The organism is Streptococcus sp. 68 (assembly GCF_013277415.1).
In the GTDB taxonomy this organism is placed as follows: domain Bacteria; phylum Bacillota; class Bacilli; order Lactobacillales; family Streptococcaceae; genus Streptococcus.
In genome coordinates this window covers 117,052-134,618 of the sequence record NZ_VMMX01000001.1, presented here as the reverse complement: position 1 = coordinate 134,618, position 17,567 = coordinate 117,052, and the positions used below count along the sequence as shown (strand labels likewise).

Genomic DNA, 17,567 nt, shown 5'->3' with positions numbered 1-17,567 from the left:
CGTCTTCGTACTTAACAGTTACGTCACCATTTTCTAATGTGTATACGTATGTGATGACCGCTGGGGTATCACTTACTTTACCAGTTTCTGGAGCGGAATCTGCTTTGGTCTCTTTCAGTTTATATACTTTGCCGTCTGCTGTTTGAATTCTTGGTTTCTTAACATCTTCTGGCCTTGTATCGTAAGCTGTTCCTGTTTCGACACCTTTTTTCAATTCATTTGGTGTTGAAATTGCTGTTCCTGTTTCGTCTTCGTACTTAACAGTTACGTCACCATTTTCTAATGTGTATACGTATGTGATGACCGCTGGGGTATCACTTACTTTACCAGTTTCTGGAGCGGAATCTGCTTTGGTCTCTTTCAGCTTGTACACTTTGCCATCGGCTGTTTGGATACGGTCTTTCTTAATCTCTGCAGGGGTTGTATCGTAAGCTGTTCCTGTTTCGACACCTTTTTTCAATTCATTTGGTGTTGAAATTGCATTTCCTGCTTCGTCTTCGTACTTAACAGTTACGTCTCCATTTTGCAACACATACTCATAAGTAACTGTTTGTTTTTCTGTAGATACTTGACCTATTTCTGCAGCTGAACCTGTTTTTAATCCATTATTTGCTTCAACAAGCTTATAAACTCGTCCATCTTCTTTTCTTATAGTTGCGTCTTTCGTCGCAGTATAGTCACTTCCTACTTGTCCATCTGTTACTAATGCTACTGGATCTTTTAGGTTTGTTTCTGTTCCTGCGATGACGTATTTAACTTCGACGTTTCCACCTACTTTTGGTGCGTACTCATAAACGACTTCTTGTTTATCCGCTGTAACTGTACCTTGTTCTCCAGCTGATGTAGCTTTATGTCCTTTATATACATAAACTTTCCCATCAGTATCTGTTAATTCTTCACCTGCTACTGGCGCTGTTGAAGTATAGCCTGTTCCAACTTTTAATCCCTTAGCAACATCTGTTGCTGGTTTTAATTCAGTTGTTGTACCTTCAATAACATATTTTGCAACTACATCTCCACCAACTGGTACAAATCGCTCATAGTATACATTTTCAATAATATCACCATTATTAAGGACTTCAGGTGTAATTCTTACTTCATCAATTGCCGCTTTAGCGATATATTGATCATTAACTTTCACCTCAGGTTTTTCCCATTCTGAAGGTGTTGGAGAAGTTACAGACTCCCATTTAGCATTTGCAGGAATTTCCCAATTACCTTCTACCACTCGACCTGTTTCTTTTCCTGTATAAACTTTTCTCGATGCTGTAACAACTTGTTCAACAGGTTGTGAAATCACATTAGTTTCGTTATTTTTTTCTAAATAATTAATAGTTCGTTTAACTTTTTTTGTTTCAGTTACTTCCCTAGCTTCTTCATACAAATAAGTTACTTTCTTAGTGACTTGCTTTTCATATGTTCCCGATGGTGTTGCAGAGGTTGGATCTAACTCTTTATAAATGTAAGTTCGTCCATTTTTATTCATAACGTCATTTTTATTGGTCGTGTATGGCTCATTCGCAAATCCTTCGGTAGTTCTTCTTGCTTCAGAATCTCTTGGTGATAAATCCAATCCACTAGTTGTATAGTAGCGAGAAATAACTTTACCTCTAATATCTTCTGTTCTAAGACCTACAACATTTGATTCTAACCAAGTATTTGAAGCATTTTTCAAAAATATTTGTGATGTACTTTGGATAAAGTTTGGATTTTGTTGGTCGACTCTAACATTAAAATGATCTACAAAAGGTGTTTCTTTAGTTACTTGATAATCAGATTTGAAAACATATTTTACAGCTGTTACATCTTTCCAATTAGAAATCTGATCTGCTGTTACATATGTCGCTGTAGTTTTATCTGCCACAGTTGAAGTCGTATAAACAACGTCCCATGAATCAGATTTATCAACAATTGGTCCTTCTAAATATGTAACTGCTTCTTTTTTAGGTACTAATACAACTGCCTCTTTAATTTGTTGTGGATTATCTGTTAAGTTTTGAATAGTTGGCGTTAAGGTCACTTCATTTCCATTTACTACATCTATAATTCCTCGAACAACTGGAGTTCCAGGTTTTGAGATACCAAGTGCAGTGTAATACTCAATAACATTTGTAAATTTTACATCAACACTTGCTCTGGATATTGTATTACCACTTTCATGCCCATCAACATAATCCGAATTCAACGAACGATCTCGTCCTTTTAATGTTTGTGAATTACTATTCCAAACTAAATAAGACTCAATATTATAAGTATTACTTTCTACTAATCCATTATTTTCAACTTCAAAAGTTAAAGCCACAGGTCTATATCCCTGCTCTGCCGTTATATTCTCAGAAACATCATATTTCGTTATTCCTAAATCTTTTGTATCAAAAATATATGCTGTTTTTCCTGTGTTTTTATAGTTAGTAATTGTTCTAGTTGGTATTACAGTAGTATATTTTTCTTTTATTTTATCATAATCATATAAAGCTCTACCTTCATTTGGAGTATACACTACATCTGTTGTTAATAATCGATTATCAGTTGTCACACGAAAGTCTTTTAACGGAACTTTAGGATCTGCAAGTAGCATTATTTTCGTTTCAGTTATATTTGGATCCAATTTTGATAGGTTTCTTGTTTGTACACCATTTTCACTTTCATTTAATGATTTAAAATAATCAGTTGCATGATAACTAACAATTACTGGAAGAATTTTTCCTCTAGAAATATCTTTACTATTAACTCCTCTGCCATTCAGTACATTCATTTCGAGTGATAACTCATAAGGTGTTTTATTATGAACAGCTTCTCTAAATTTTCCTGTTTGTGGGCGAACTTCATTAGAAGCTTGAGTTAGATTTTCACTGAAACTTAAATTGATTCGATTTTTATAACTAGTAATTTTATCATCTTCACTTTTTTCTTTCCAACTAGGTACCTTTACATCTAGAAAAGCATTAAATTCTTTAATTTTTATTTTTTCCCCATCTTTATAATACTTGTCTTCAATTCCTGAATGTTCTAACACAAGATGTTGATAGTGTTTGGACGAATCAAGTTTAATGGTAGTTGCCATTTCTTCTGCATTTGAGTACTCTTTAATCAATTCAGGTTGATTTTGCTCATTTATTCCATATAATTTAAATGGTTTTACTAACGTTCCACTTGCATCAGTATAATTAAGAGTTGATTTAGTTCCATTTGCGTTTAACTTAGCATATTTAAAATCTCCTAGTCTAACAGATGTAAAATAATTATCTTTCTGATCTTTCGGAATAAAGTAATTAACAAAATTACCCGAAAAGATTCCCCCATCACCTTTCATCTGAGAATCTTCCAATCTAACCGAAGCCCTAAAAGTATCTGTATCTGATTGATTTGAATATAATTTCTGATTACTAGGAGTCCAAATATAGGTATATAAGCTTCCGATAGTAGAAAGTCCATTTGTGGCATAAACACGAAATGCATTGTTACTTGGTAATTCTTGTGTAAATGTTGAGCCATCTGGTCGATGCCCTACTGCAGTATAAGTAATTGGTGGAAGATACCCTTTAGTCGGTGTAGTATCAATATATTTTTGAATTTCATCAGATGTCGTCAAAACTCCCTTTTTTAATCGTAAATAAAGAGCATAATCATTAGTATTAGTACCTTCACTAACCCCATTCTCTGGTATAAAAGTTGCCACTCCATTTTCCAGTTTCCACCTATCACTACCTCTCATACCTGGAGCTATTTCAAAAATGTCAGGAATTCCACTAATTGTGTAATCATATTTTAACAATCGACCATTCCCGTTATGAGAAGCAGTTCCATTCTCATCTGCTTCTCTATTCCGGATATAGGCTGTATTTGCTGCAATAAAAGGTAATTTGTACGTTGCATTTTCAATAGGCTTAAAAGTACCATCAATAACATTTCCTAATTTCCATTCAGCTTCAGATTTTGTATAGTCAATATACAGATTACCAAAAATAAAGCTTCCTACTTCTTTTTTACGAGTATCTGATTCTCGATAAAGAATTTCAGATAAATAATCAAACGTTGCAGTTATAGTCTTAGAAACCGTATAATTATCACCAGTTCCTAATTCTACAGTAATAGGAAGTCGATCACCATTACTTGGAGCGTTTTTTATAGAGGTACCAACTCGCAATATCATCTCACTCTCTGCAACTGTTCCACCTGTCATAGGATTAAGACTCAATTCATAAATATAAGCAGCCTCTGTTGATTTATCTTCTACTTTCTTAACAAATGTAGAGTGTTTAAATTCTGGTTGCGATTTTGAATGTAAAAATTCTTTCGGAACTGTAATACGAACTTTTCCATCAACAACCGTTTCATCAGAGGATGCAGAGTAAGTTATAGATACTTTTTGATAACGACTCCCATTCCCTTCATTTGCAACAGGAATTTGTTTTTCTGTTGGTCCATTATGACTATCAAAATGAACATCTCCGGATATAGCTTGGCTTGTAACTCCCTCTCTAAAGCTTACTCCTTCTTCCATCTTTTTGCCATTACGACTATCTTGATTTTTATTTTCTTTAGGTGTTTCTTCAGCTTTAATTGATTTTAAGATAGAAGTTAATGAGCTGATTTCTTTAGCTTTTTTATCAGCTCCTGACTGTGTTGCATCCAAAGTGCCTAAATATTGCTTAGCTTCTGCAACGAGTTTTTCGGCATTTTGGATTTGAGAAGCTTGTTTTTTATTTCCTCGGATTCGTTCAATTTGAGCTTCCAAATCAGCTAATTTTGCTTGCAAGAGAGATAAATTGATAGATGGTTTTGTCTCAGTTGCTTCTGCAGTGTTAGTATGTTCTGAAACTGCTGAAGCTTGTTCAGCTTCTTTTTCATTTTCTTTTACAGGTATCGCTGGCTCAGCTGACTTTTCTTCATTTATTTTTGGTTGTTCAGCTAACTCTGATGTTGTTTCACTATCTGATTTTGACTCAGAGACAGTTCCTGCTTGCGTATTTTCTTGAGCTTGGTTTAGTCCCGTATCCGCATCCTTCGTTACTACCGCTTCAGTGGTTTCAGTAGCAGAGGCTGCTTCTACCGTATCTACATTGTAACCAAACAAAAATCCTGCCCCGATTAAGACACTCGCAGCACCAACTTTTAATTTTTTAATCGAATATTTTTCGTATCTATTTCCACAAAAATAACGATGATCTTTTTGTTGTCTCGATAATTTAAACATAGTTTGCCACCTTATATATATATATATATGCACGCTTAGGTACACATATACTGTACAAATTGTATCATATTTCAAAGAAATTTTTAAGATATTTACTGATAAATTTCATTAAAAAATATAGGTAAATATTTCCATTATCCCACCTCCAACTTTCTTTTTCATTCCTTTTATGGTAAAATGAAGAGTAATAATATTTATTAAAGAGGTAAAAACATGATTGAAGCAAGCAAATTGAAAGCTGGTATGACATTTGAAACTGCAGACGGAAAATTGATCCGCGTTTTGGAAGCTAGCCACCACAAACCAGGTAAAGGAAACACAATCATGCGTATGAAATTGCGTGATGTCCGTACTGGTTCTACATTTGACACAAGCTACCGTCCAGAAGAAAAATTCGAACAAGCTATTATCGAAACTGTCCCAGCTCAATACTTGTACAAAATGGATGAAACTGCCTACTTCATGAACACTGAAACTTACGACCAATACGAAATCCCTGTCGTAAACGTTGAAAATGAATTGCTTTACATCCTTGAAAACTCTGATGTGAAAATCCAATTCTACGGAACTGAAGTAATCGGTGTAACTGTACCAACTACTGTTGAATTGACAGTCGCTGAAACACAACCATCTATCAAAGGTGCTACTGTTACAGGTTCTGGTAAACCAGCAACTATGGAAACTGGACTTGTTGTCAACGTTCCTGACTTCATCGAAGCTGGACAAAAATTGATCATCAACACTGCAGAAGGAACTTACGTTTCTCGTGCCTAATCTCTAGAAAGAGGTCATTCTATGGGAATTGAAGAACAATTTGGCGAAATCGTTATCGCTCCACGTGTACTTGAAAAAATCATTGCCATCGCAACTGCTAAAGTTGATGGTGTCCACTCATTTTCAAATAAATCCGTATCTGACACCCTATCAAAACTCTCTCTTGGTCGTGGCGTCTACTTAAAAGAAAGCAACGAAGAGCTAACTGCTGACATCTATCTCTACCTTGAGTACGGTGTGAAAGTACCTAAAGTTGCTATGGCTATCCAAAAAGCTGTTAAGGACGCTGTTCGTAATATGGCTGATGTGGAACTTTCTGTTGTCAATATTCACGTTGCGGGAATCGTTCCAGACAAAACACCAAAACCTGAGTTGAAAGATCTGTTTGACGAGGACTTCCTCAATGACTAGTCCACTATTAGAATCCAGACGTGAACTTCGTAAATGCGCTTTTCAAGCTCTTATGAGCCTTGAATTCGGCACAGATATGGAAACAGCTTGTCACTTTGCCTACACGCATGACCGTGAAGATGCAGATGTGCAAATCCCAGCCTTTCTGCTAAACTTGGTTTCTGGTATCCAAGCTCAAAAAGAAGAGTTGGATAAACAAATCAACCAGCACCTCAAGTCAGGCTGGACAGTTGAACGCTTGACCTTGGTCGAAAAAAACTTACTACGCTTGGGTATCTTTGAAATTACATCATTTGATACACCTCAGCTTGTAGCAGTCAATGAAGCCATTGAACTCGCTAAGAATTTTTCAGATCAAAAATCAGCCCGTTTTATCAACGGACTGCTTAGTCAATTTGTGACAGAAGAAAATGAATAATCGAAAAGGTGTTTGGTCTTCCAAGCACCTTTTGACTTTCCCCTCTGCACAGAGTAAGAACCACATAAAAACTAGAACTGGCAGTCAGTTCTAGTTTTTTGCATATTCTAAAGAATTATACTCAATGAAAATCNNACGAAGTCAGTAACCATATATACGGCAAGGCGAAGCTGACGTGGTTTGAAGAGATTTTCGAAGAGTATTAGTATTTTCTAAATCGTTGGTAACGTTCTTCCAACAGCTCTTCTAGCGGTTTTTGTGAAAGTCTAGCCAGCTCTGTTTGGAGTTCTTTTTTGACACTCTTAATCAGTTCTTTGCTAGAAAGTCCTGCTTCAGAAATCACCTTGTCTACTACGTCCATTTCTAACAGTTCATGCGAAGTGATTTTCATCAGTTCTGCCGCTTCCATGGCACGACTGCCGTCCTTCCATAAAATGGAAGCAAAGCCTTCTGGGCTGAGAATGGCATAAATAGAATTTTCCAGCATCCAAACACGGTCCGCAACGGCTAGAGCCAAAGCCCCACCAGAACCACCTTCACCGATAATGATAGCAATAATCGGAACTTTCAGGTCACTCATTTCCATGAGATTGCGAGCAATTGCTTCTCCCTGACCACGTTCTTCTGCTCCGACACCAGGATAGGCACCTGCTGTATTGATAAAGGTCACAACTGGACGACCAAACTTTTCAGCCTGTTTCATCAAACGCAGGGCCTTACGATAGCCTTCTGGATGCGGTTGTCCAAAATTCCGTTTAAGGTTATCTTGTAAACTCTTGCCTTTTTGGATACCAACCACTGTTACAGCTTGATCTCCAAGCCAGCCAATACCACCAACAACTGCTCCATCGTCACGAAAAGAACGGTCACCATGTAATTGGATAAATTCATCAAAAATGCCTGTCGCAAAGTCCAAGCTTGTCAAGCGACTCTGCTCACGCGCTTCTCTGACTATTTTTGCAATATTCATCTAGGACCCCCTCCGTGCAATCTGACTAGGCTAGCAATGGTATCTGGCAAGTCTCTTCTTTTGACAATCGCATCCACAAAGCCATGTTCCAATAGGAATTCTGCCTTTTGGAAATCCTCAGGCAAGCTTTCACGAACCGTATTTTCAATGACACGACGCCCAGCAAAACCAACCAAACTTTGTGGTTCAGCTAAAATGATATCGCCTTCCATAGCGAAAGAAGCTGTCACACCACCTGTCGTTGGATCTGTCAAAATGGTCAGGTAAAAGAGACCAGCATTTGAATGGCGTTTAACTGCTGCGGAAATCTTGGCCATCTGCATGAGACTCATGATTCCTTCCTGCATACGGGCGCCACCAGAGGCTGTGAAGAGGACAACTGGCAATTGTTCGACAGTCGCATACTCAAACAATCGAGTAATTTTTTCACCTACAACCGTACCCATAGAAGCCATGATAAAGTTGGAATCCATTATCCCCAGAGCTACAGTCTGACCTTTAATAAGAGCTGTTCCTGTCACAACCGCTTCATCCAGACCTGTTTTTTCACGCATAGCTGCTAATTTCTTTTGATAACCAGGGAAATGCAAGGGATCCTTGCTTTCAATCCCTGTAAACAATTCCTTGAAGGTTCCCATATCAATCGTTAAAGCCAAGCGTTCTTGGGCAGAAATACGAAAGGTATAGCTACAGTGCGGACAGATACGCTCACTTCCCAGATCCTTCTGATAAATGGTATGCTTACAACCCGGACACTGGGAGAATAATTCATCTGGAACCTCTGGCTTAGCTTGAGGTTTTTCCCTAACCGAACGATTGGGATTGATTCGAATATACTTATCTTTTTTACTAAATAGAGCCATTGATTCCCCTTTTCGGTTTAAACTCTTAAAGTCATTTTATTCTTTTTCTTGATATTTAGGTAAGAAGGTTTCCATCAAGAAGGAAGTATCATAATCCCCAGCAATGACATTGCGATCTGAAATGAGGTAAAGCTGGAAATCTGCATTGGTCTGCACTCCTTCAATCTCTAATTCATAGAGGGCACGTTGCATTTTCATCAAGGCGTCAAAACGATTTTCGCCGTGTACGATGATTTTGGCAATCATACTATCATAATAGGGCGGAATAGTATAGCCTGGATAAACTGCTGAATCCACGCGTAAGCCAACTCCACCACTTGGCAGATATAGATTAGTAATCTTACCTGGACTTGGAGCAAAGTTAAAGGCTGGATTTTCTGCATTGATACGACACTCGATGGCATGCCCTCTTAGAACAATATCTTCTTGCTTAACAGACAGGGGCTGACCTGCCGCAATGCGAATCTGTTCCTTAACGATATCCACACCTGAAACAAACTCTGTTACTGGATGTTCTACTTGTACACGAGTATTCATTTCCATGAAATAGAAATTGCCACTTGCTTCATCAAGAAGAAACTCAATGGTCCCTGCATTCTCATAGCCAACAGACTCTGCAGCTCGAACAGCAGCAGAACCAATTTCATGACGCAGCGTTTTTCCGATTGCAATTGAAGGACTTTCTTCCAAAACCTTTTGATTATTTCGTTGAAGAGAACAATCCCGTTCACCCAAGTGAATCACATTCCCGTGCTCATCTCCTAGGATTTGAACCTCGATGTGACGAGCTGGATAGATGACCCGTTCTATGTACATGGCACCATTGCCATAATTGGCCTTAGCTTCACTAGAGGCAGTTTCAAAGGCTGAAACGAGGTCTTCTGGTTTTTCAACCTTACGAATCCCTTTACCACCTCCACCCGCTGAAGCCTTGAGCATAACAGGATAGCCAATTTTTTCAGCAACAATCAAAGCTTCTTCAGAGTTATGTACTTCTCCATCTGAACCTGGAATGACAGGCACTCCTGCTTTAATCATCTGAGCACGCGCATTGATCTTATCCCCCATCATATCCATAACATGGCCAGATGGACCGATAAACTTGATCCCTACCTCTTCACACATGGTCGCAAATTTGGAATTTTCACTGAGAAAGCCAAAACCAGGGTGAATAGCTTCTGCCTCAGTCAAGACTGCAGCTGATAGAACCGCATTGATATTGAGATAAGACTCTGTTGCCTTACCAGGGCCGATACAAACTGCTTCATCTGCTAAAAGAGTATGAAGGGCTTCCTTATCAGCAGTTGAATAGACTGCTACGGTCGCAATGCCCAATTCACGCGCCGCACGAATAATACGAACCGCAATTTCACCACGATTGGCAATTAAAATTTTTCGAAACATGGAGAACCTCCTTAGTTCCCAATTGCAAAGGTAAGAGTACCACTGGCCGCAAGCTTGCCATCCACTTCAGCCTTTGCTTCAACCACAGCAATCGTGCCACGACGTTTTATAAACGTTGCCGTCATAACCAATTGGTCGCCTGGTACAACTTGCTTCTTGAATTTGACCTTGTCCATACCAGCGTAAAAGACCAGTTTCCCTTTATTTTCAGGTTTTGACAACTCCAAGACACCAGCTGTTTGCGCCAAGGCTTCCATAATCAAAACACCTGGCATAACTGGGTATTGAGGGAAATGACCATTAAAGAAGGGCTCATTGATGGTCACATTTTTAATAGCAACAATAGTATCCTCGCTCACTTCCAAGACACGGTCCACTAGGAGCATAGGATAACGGTGGGGAAGGGCTTCTTTGATTCCTTGAATATCGATCATTTGATTCGTACCAATCCTTTACCAAACTCAACCATTTCTTCGTTAGAAACGAGAATTTCCGTTACCACACCATCCTTAGGAGCTGGGATTTCATTCATGACTTTCATAGCTTCGATGATGACCAGTGTTTGACCCTTTTTAACAGTATCACCAACTGTAACGAAGGCAGGTTTATCTGGGCCAGCAGCCAAGTAAGCCACCCCAACAAGTGGGCTTTCTACAAGATCTCCCTCAGCAGCCACACTTGCTTCAGCTGGAGCTGGAACCTCTTCTGTTACAGTCTCTGATGGAGCAGATGTAGGAGCTACTGGACTCGGTGTTGCTAGAATGGGTGCTGGAGTAACTTGAGGTGCAACTTCAGGCACCAGTCTCGCTTCATTCTTGCTAAACTGCAACTCATCCGTCCCATTTTTATAAGAAAATTCTCTCAAACTTGACTGGTCAAATTGAGCCATCAAGTCTTTAATATCGTTTAAATTCATACTTATTTATTCTCCCAACGTTTGAAAGCAAGAACTGCATTATGGCCACCAAAACCAAAGGTATTTGAAATAGCGTATGGAATTTCTTGCTCCAAGCCTTGTCCATAAACGACATTGGCTTCGATATAATCTGATACTTCACTTGTTCCAGCTGTCATTGGTACAAAGTTATGACGCATAGCCTCGATTGTTACGATAGCTTCTACTGCACCCGCAGCACCCAGCAAATGTCCTGTGAAAGACTTAGTTGATGATACAGGTACTTCCTTACCAAGAACAGCCACGATCGCACCACTTTCTCCTTTTTCATTAGCAGGAGTTGATGTTCCGTGAGCATTGACATAGGCTACTTGTTCTGGGGAAATCTCAGCTTCCTCCAAGGCTAATTTGATGGCCTTGATAGCTCCCTGACCTTCTGGATGTGGTGAAGTCATATGGTAGGCATCACAAGTATTTCCGTAACCAACCACTTCAGCAAGGATAGTAGCGCCACGTTTTTCGGCGTGTTCAAGGCTTTCAAGAACCAACATCCCAGAACCTTCACCCATGACAAACCCATTACGGTCCTTATCAAATGGAATGGAAGCACGAGTTGGGTCCTCTGTAGTAGAGAGAGCTGTCAAGGCTTGGAAACCAGCAATAGCAAAAGGTGTGATAGAGGCTTCTGAACCACCTACCAACATAACATCTTGGAAACCAAATTTAATTGAGCGGAAGGCATCCCCAATCGCATCATTTGATGAAGCGCAGGCAGTATTGATGGATTTACAAACACCGTTTGCTCCAAAACGCATAGCAACATTTCCTGAAGCCATATTTGGCAAGGCTTTTGGAAGGGTCAATGGTTTCACACGTTTTGGTCCTTTTTCGTTGAGACGAAGCACTTGATCTTCAATTTCCTTAATTCCACCAATACCAGAGGCCACAATAACACCAAAACGATCTTTATCAAGAGCCTCTACATCCAAATTGGCATGATTAACAGCTTCTTGAGCCGCATACAAGGCATATAAAGAGTAGTTATCAAAACGATTGGTATCTTTCTTTACAAAGTATTTATCAAATGGAAAATCTTGGATTTCTGCCGCATTATGCACATCAAAGTCACTATGATCAAATTTTGTAATTGGACCAATTCCGATTTTTCCAGTTGTCAAACTATTCCAAAATTTTTCTGGTGTATTTCCGATTGGAGATGTCACTCCATAACCTGTTACTACTACGCGATTTAGTTTCATCTTTTTTACCTCTAGCTTCTGCTACATACTGAGGCCGCCATCAATGGCAACCACTTGACCAGTTAGATAATCTTGGCCTGCTAAAAATACTGTCAAATCTGCAACCTGCTCCGCCTGCCCAAATGCTTTCATAGGAATTTGCGCTAGCATGGCATCTTTTACCTTGTCTGATAGGACAGCTGTCATATCAGACTCAATCATTCCTGGTGCAATAGCATTAACTCTGATATTGCGATTGGCCACTTCACGCGCCACAGACTTGGTAAAACCAATCAAACCAGCCTTAGAAGCAGCATAGTTAGCTTGACCAATATTTCCCATCAAACCAACAACACTAGACATATTGATGATAGCACCTTCTCTGGCTTTTATCATCGGTTTCAAGACTGATTGTGTCATGTTAAAAGCTCCAGTCAGATTAACCTTGAGCACTTTTTCAAAATCCGCTTCTGTCATCTTAATCATAAGGGTATCTTGGGTAATTCCTGCATTGTTAACCAAAACATCTACTGAACCCAGCTCAGCAATAGCTTGCTCAACCATACGCTTAGCGTCTGCAAAATCCGACACGTCTCCTGAAATGGGAACCACCTTGACACCATAGTCTGCAAATTCGGCAAGCAAGTCCTCTGAGATCGCCCCACGACTATTTAATACGATATTGGCTCCTGCTTGAGCAAACTTATGGGCAATGGCAAGACCAATACCACGACTCGAACCTGTAACAAAGATATTTTTATTTTTTAGTTGCATTCTTTTCTCCTGTTTCCTCTTGTATTTATGGGAGAAGGGATTACTCGTTTTCTAGCAAGGCTTCCAAACTCGCCTGATCTTCAACATTGGCTAGTTTAACCGTTTTATCAATTTTTTTGACAAAGCCTGACAAAACTTTCCCCGGTCCAATCTCGATAAAGTTGGTTACGCCTACTTCTTGCATAACTGCAATACTTTCATAGAAACGAACTGGCTCCTTGACCTGACGCGTCAAAAGTTGAGCAATGTCTTCTTTTTGCATGACAGCTGCTTCTGTATTGCCGACTAGGGGACAAGTAAAATCTGAAAAACTTACTTGAGCTAGAGTTTCAGCTAGTTTCTGGCTAGCAGACTCAAGGAGAGCGGTATGAAAAGGCCCTGAAACCTTGAGAGGAATCAAGCGTTTGGCACCTGCTTCCTGCAAGAGTTCAACAGCTCGGTCAACTGCAACTACTTCTCCACCAATCACGATTTGTGCAGGTGTATTATAGTTGGCTGGGGTAACTACGCCAAGTTCAGAAGCTTTTTGACAGGCTTCTTCAATGACCTCTACTGGTGTATTGAGAACAGCCACCATCTTGCCAGAGCCAGCAGGAGCCGCTTCTTCCATGAATGCTCCACGCTTAGCAACCAAGGCTACCGCATCTTCAAAATCCAAGGCGCCACTGGCCACCAAGGCAGAGTATTCTCCAAGAGACAAACCAGCAACCATATCAGGCTGATAGCCCTTTTCTTGTAATAAACGGTAGATAGCAACTGAAGTCGCTAAAATGGCTGGTTGCGTATAACGAGTCTGATTGAGTTTTGCTTCTTCCCTATCAATGAGATGACGTAAATCATAACCAAGTACCTGACTTGCTTGATCAATCGTTTCTTTGACAATAGGGTAGTGATCATAGAGATTACGGCCCATACCTAGATACTGGGCACCTTGACCAGCAAATAAAAAGGCTGTTTTAGTCATTTCTTACAACTCCTGCCCAACGAGAGGCTTCTTCTTGAATTTTCTTAGCTGCTCCGTAATACAAATCTTTTAGGATTTCTTCAACGGTTTCTTCTTTGGAAACAAGCCCCGCAATTTGACCTGCCATAACAGATCCACCATCCACATCTCCGTGAACAACTGCTTTGGCTAGGGCACCTGCTCCCATTTGTTCAAAGATTTCTAAATCAGGATTTTCTTGTTTAAAGGCATCTTTTTCAGCTTTTTCAAAATCACGAGTCAATTGGTTTTTAATAGCTCGAACAGCATGCCCAAAGTGTTGGGCTGAAATCGTAGTATCAATATCTCTAGCTTTTAAAATCTTGGCCTTGTAATTTGGATGAGCATTAGACTCTTTTGCAACGACAAAACGCGTTCCAACCTGAACAGCCTCTGCACCTAACATAAAGCCAGCCGCAGCACCTTCACCATCCGCAATTCCTCCTGCAGCAATAACAGGAATAGATACAGCTGCCGCCACTTGACGCACCAAGGTCATTGTTGTTAATTTACCGATATGTCCCCCAGCTTCCATTCCTTCTGCGATAACAGCGTCCGCACCAATTTTTTCCATTCGTTTAGCTAGGGCAACGCTTGGTACAACAGGAATAACTGTAATCCCTGCTTCATGGAAACGTTCCATGTATTTACCAGGATTTCCTGCACCTGTTGTCACTACCTTAACACCTTCCTCGATAACGAGATCTACAATATCTTCCACAAAGGGAGACAAGAGCATGATGTTGACACCAAAGGGTTTATCCGTCAATGATTTGATCTTATCAATATTTGCCTTGACAACTTCTTTCGGGGCATTTCCCCCACCGATAATCCCTAGTCCTCCAGCTTTAGAAACAGCCCCTGCCAAATCACCATCAGCAACCCAAGCCATTCCTCCTTGGAAAATAGGATACTCAATATTCAATAATTCTGTAATACGCGTTTTCATAGTGCCTCCATCGTTTCTTGCTTACGTAATAGTTCGATACTGTCATAATTTGACAATCAAACTATTGCCTAAACAAGAGGGAGCGGGTTTCCCTACTCCTTCTATTTGTATTCTGCTTATTTTGTTTGCTCTTCAACATAGGCAACCAAGTCACCAACTGTTTTCAAGTCATCTTCTGCTTCGATTTGAATATCAAAAGCATCTTCGATTTCTGAGATTACTTGGAACAAGTCCAATGAATCTGCGTCCAAATCATCAAAAGTTGATTCAAGTGTTACTTCTGATGCATCTTTTCCAAGTTCTTCAACGATAATTTCTTGTACTTTTTCAAATACTGCCATGATAGGACTCCTTTAAAATAAATAGTTTTTTATAACAATGTGTTCACCACATGATTACCTAAATTGTAAGAATGAGCGTGCCCCAGGTCAAGCCTCCACCGAAGCCTGATAGCAGAACAGTCTGGCTACCATCTAAAGGGATGAGACCTTGTTCTACACACTCTGAAAGTAAAATCGGGATACTGGCTGCACTGGTATTGCCATATTCCATCATATTGGCTGGAAGTTTGTCTCGGTCGACACCAATTTTTCTAGCCATCTTATCCAAAATACGGATATTAGCCTGATGCAGTAGCAGATAATCCAAGTCTGTCGCCTCTATAGGAGACTCGTCAATAGTCTGTTTGATAGACTTGGCTACATCTCGAATGGCAAAATCAAAGACTGCGCGTCCATCCATCTTCAAAAATGAATCTGCATTTTCTTGATCTGAAAATGGAGAATGTAACCCTGAATGTCCATACGTCAGACACTCACTACGACTCCCATCACTATTGAGACTCTCCGCTAGGAAATGTTGCTTATCGCTAGCTTCTAGCAAGACACCACCAGCACCATCTCCAAACAACACAGCTGTTGATCGGTCTGACCAATCGACTGCCTTAGAGAGGGTTTCACTACCAATCACCAAGCCTTTTTGAAAGCGACCGGAAGCGATAAACTTTTCAGCAGTTGAAAGAGCAAATACAAATCCACTGCAAGCAGCTGTTAGGTCAAAAGCAAAGGCCTTATTAGCACCAATATTAGCTTGAACACGAGCAGCTGTAGAGGGCATCATCGAATCAGGAGTAATGGTAGCTAGGATGATAAAATCCAGCTCCTCTCCTGTGATTCCAGCTTTTGCCATCAGTTTCTTAGCAACCTCTGTAGCCAAATCACTGGTAGATTCTGTTCTTGAAATATGCCTTTGTCGTATTCCCGTCCGACTTGAAATCCACTCATCATTGGTATCCATAATCTGAGCCAAGTCGTGATTTGTAACCACTTGCTCTGGCACATAATGAGCAACCTGGCTTATTTTTGCAAAAGCCATTATTTCAAATCCTCCAAAAATTGATAAAGATTGGTCAACCCTTTGCTCATAACATCAATTTCTTCCTTACTCATACCATCAATGATTTTTTCAACCATGGCCTTGTGGAAGCGTTTATGTAACCTATGAACCAAGCGACCCTTCTTTGTCAAATGTAAATGCACCACACGACGATCCTGCTCTGAGCGAATGCGTTCAATGTAACCCTTGCGTTCGAGATTATTCAAACTAGTCGTAACGGTCCCAAGAGTCACCATCAACTCTTTTGACACTTGACTTGGTGTCACGTCTGGGAATTTCCCAATCACATCAATCGTATGCATTTCTTTGATGGAGATATCCTTGAAACGACTACCTCTCAAGCTCACTTCCTCAATGACAAGGACATTGTTAAATATAGATGTTAAATATTCATTAATTCGTTGGTAGTCCAATCTTTCTTTCCCTCCTTCTCAAAAAACTTTTACAATCAAAACATTTGACAAGAAAATTATATCAAAGTTCAAAGAATGATGCAAGTATTTTTTTATTTTCCTGTAAATTTAGGTCTTCTTCTCTCCGAATGAGCTCGCACTCCCTCTTTGAAATCCTCTGTTTGAGCTAAGGATTCCTGTAGGTTCAGTTCTAAAGTAGCGTAATCCTGCCAGTCTTTAAATTGGCTCTCCCAAACCAACTTCTTAATGGCTACATAGGAATTACTTGAACCACGTCTTAATTTTTTAAGAAGCTGTTCTCTCGTCTTTTCAAGTTTATCAGCTTCAGAAACGCGGTAAACTAGCCCCCATTCTAGGGCTTTTTCTGCGGTCAAAGCCTCACCTGTCATGGCTAATTGAGTTGCACGCGTCACACCGATACTGCGACTCAAGAGATGAATTCCCCCTGCATCTGGAGCCAAGCCAACGCCAACAAAGGCTTGGATAAACTTAGCCTTATCCGTTGCAAGACAGAAATCTGCCGCAACAGCCATATTCGCTGCGGCACCTGCAACAGCACCGTCAACTTCCATTAAAACAGGTTTGGCTATTTGTTTGATTTTATAGGAAATCGTATTGACCAACTCTGCGATTTTTGTCAATGATGGAATATCATCCTCATCCACTGCCCGCTTCATCTCTACCAAATCTCCCCCAACTGAAAAGACTTTGCCATTGGCATTGATTAAGATAAAATGCACAGCCGGATCCTCTTCTGCTAAAGTCAGAGCTTCTAAAATCTCCTCACACATGGGAATATGAAAACCATTTGCGACCTCAGGACGGTTCAAGGTAAGGATTGCCAAGTCCTCTTCAAGCTGATAAATAATGTGTTCCATTAGGAC

The 17,567-nt window shown here is 39.9% G+C and carries 17 protein-coding genes; 3 read left to right on the top strand and 14 right to left on the bottom strand.

The genetic code is table 11. From position 1 onward, the window contains the following. A partial coding sequence (locus tag HT720_RS00615; RefSeq protein WP_173274406.1) for a MucBP domain-containing protein occupies window positions 1-5,197 on the bottom strand: 5,197 nt, incomplete at its 3' end. Between the two features lie 213 nt (window positions 5,198-5,410). Between HT720_RS00615 and efp the strand changes: the two genes are divergently transcribed. From efp to nusB, 3 genes are read left to right on the top strand one after another with little or no spacing between them, the layout of a single operon-like run. Further along, entirely contained in the window at window positions 5,411-5,971 is a 561-nt protein-coding gene (gene efp / locus HT720_RS00610) for an elongation factor P (protein ID WP_000568643.1), read from the top strand. Window positions 5,972-5,992: 21 nt separating this feature from the next. Further along, window positions 5,993-6,382, top strand: a complete 390-nt coding sequence (locus tag HT720_RS00605) for an Asp23/Gls24 family envelope stress response protein (protein ID WP_050242198.1) — start codon at window positions 5,993-5,995, stop codon at window positions 6,380-6,382. Continuing rightward, window positions 6,375-6,800 (top strand): transcription antitermination factor NusB, encoded by a 426-nt coding sequence (gene nusB / locus HT720_RS00600; RefSeq protein ID WP_000203634.1) that lies wholly within the window; start codon window positions 6,375-6,377, stop codon window positions 6,798-6,800. The genes HT720_RS00605 and nusB overlap by 8 nt, the downstream gene beginning before the upstream one ends. A 202-nt stretch (window positions 6,801-7,002) precedes the next feature. Here the strand turns inward: nusB and HT720_RS00595 are convergent, their stop codons facing one another. The 13 genes from HT720_RS00595 to HT720_RS00535 form a co-directional block, all read right to left on the bottom strand. After that, window positions 7,003-7,770, bottom strand: a complete 768-nt coding sequence (locus HT720_RS00595; protein WP_173274405.1) for an acetyl-CoA carboxylase carboxyl transferase subunit alpha — start codon at window positions 7,768-7,770, stop codon at window positions 7,003-7,005. Beyond that, window positions 7,767-8,633, bottom strand: coding sequence for an acetyl-CoA carboxylase, carboxyltransferase subunit beta (accD, locus tag HT720_RS00590; RefSeq protein ID WP_173274404.1), 867 nt, complete (start codon window positions 8,631-8,633; stop codon window positions 7,767-7,769). Before accD ends, HT720_RS00595 begins: the two co-directional genes overlap by 4 nt. A gap of 36 nt (window positions 8,634-8,669) precedes the next feature. Beyond that, window positions 8,670-10,037 carry an acetyl-CoA carboxylase biotin carboxylase subunit gene (gene accC / locus HT720_RS00585; RefSeq protein WP_173274403.1) on the bottom strand — a complete coding sequence of 456 codons (1,368 nt, stop codon included), beginning with the start codon at window positions 10,035-10,037 and terminating at the stop codon, window positions 8,670-8,672. 11 nt (window positions 10,038-10,048) lie between these two features. Next, entirely contained in the window at window positions 10,049-10,471 is a 423-nt protein-coding gene (gene fabZ / locus HT720_RS00580; protein ID WP_050086899.1) for a 3-hydroxyacyl-ACP dehydratase FabZ, read from the bottom strand. Then, window positions 10,468-10,953 carry an acetyl-CoA carboxylase biotin carboxyl carrier protein gene (accB, locus tag HT720_RS00575; protein WP_173274402.1) on the bottom strand — a complete coding sequence of 162 codons (486 nt, stop codon included), beginning with the start codon at window positions 10,951-10,953 and terminating at the stop codon, window positions 10,468-10,470. Before accB ends, fabZ begins: the two co-directional genes overlap by 4 nt. A gap of 2 nt (window positions 10,954-10,955) precedes the next feature. Beyond that, window positions 10,956-12,191, bottom strand: a complete 1,236-nt coding sequence (gene fabF / locus HT720_RS00570) for a beta-ketoacyl-ACP synthase II (RefSeq protein WP_173274401.1) — start codon at window positions 12,189-12,191, stop codon at window positions 10,956-10,958. Window positions 12,192-12,212: 21 nt separating this feature from the next. After that, window positions 12,213-12,944: a 3-oxoacyl-[acyl-carrier-protein] reductase gene (gene fabG, locus HT720_RS00565; protein WP_173274400.1), complete on the bottom strand. Its 732-nt coding sequence runs from the start codon at window positions 12,942-12,944 to the stop codon at window positions 12,213-12,215. A gap of 40 nt (window positions 12,945-12,984) precedes the next feature. Then, window positions 12,985-13,908 (bottom strand): ACP S-malonyltransferase, encoded by a 924-nt coding sequence (gene fabD / locus HT720_RS00560; protein ID WP_173274399.1) that lies wholly within the window; start codon window positions 13,906-13,908, stop codon window positions 12,985-12,987. Continuing rightward, window positions 13,901-14,875, bottom strand: a complete 975-nt coding sequence (gene fabK / locus HT720_RS00555) for an enoyl-[acyl-carrier-protein] reductase FabK (protein WP_112444397.1) — start codon at window positions 14,873-14,875, stop codon at window positions 13,901-13,903. The genes fabD and fabK overlap by 8 nt, the downstream gene beginning before the upstream one ends. Before the next feature lie 116 nt (window positions 14,876-14,991). Beyond that, window positions 14,992-15,216, bottom strand: a complete 225-nt coding sequence (locus HT720_RS00550; protein ID WP_000257838.1) for an acyl carrier protein — start codon at window positions 15,214-15,216, stop codon at window positions 14,992-14,994. A 58-nt stretch (window positions 15,217-15,274) separates the two neighbouring features. Next, window positions 15,275-16,249, bottom strand: a complete 975-nt coding sequence (locus tag HT720_RS00545) for a beta-ketoacyl-ACP synthase III (protein WP_050390446.1) — start codon at window positions 16,247-16,249, stop codon at window positions 15,275-15,277. Continuing rightward, window positions 16,249-16,683: a MarR family transcriptional regulator gene (locus HT720_RS00540; protein ID WP_000386353.1), complete on the bottom strand. Its 435-nt coding sequence runs from the start codon at window positions 16,681-16,683 to the stop codon at window positions 16,249-16,251. The genes HT720_RS00545 and HT720_RS00540 overlap by 1 nt, the downstream gene beginning before the upstream one ends. Window positions 16,684-16,775: 92 nt before the next feature. Continuing rightward, a complete protein-coding gene (locus tag HT720_RS00535; RefSeq protein WP_061439805.1) occupies window positions 16,776-17,561 on the bottom strand; it encodes an enoyl-CoA hydratase in 786 nt (261 codons plus the stop codon). Window positions 17,562-17,567 lie beyond the last annotated feature (6 nt).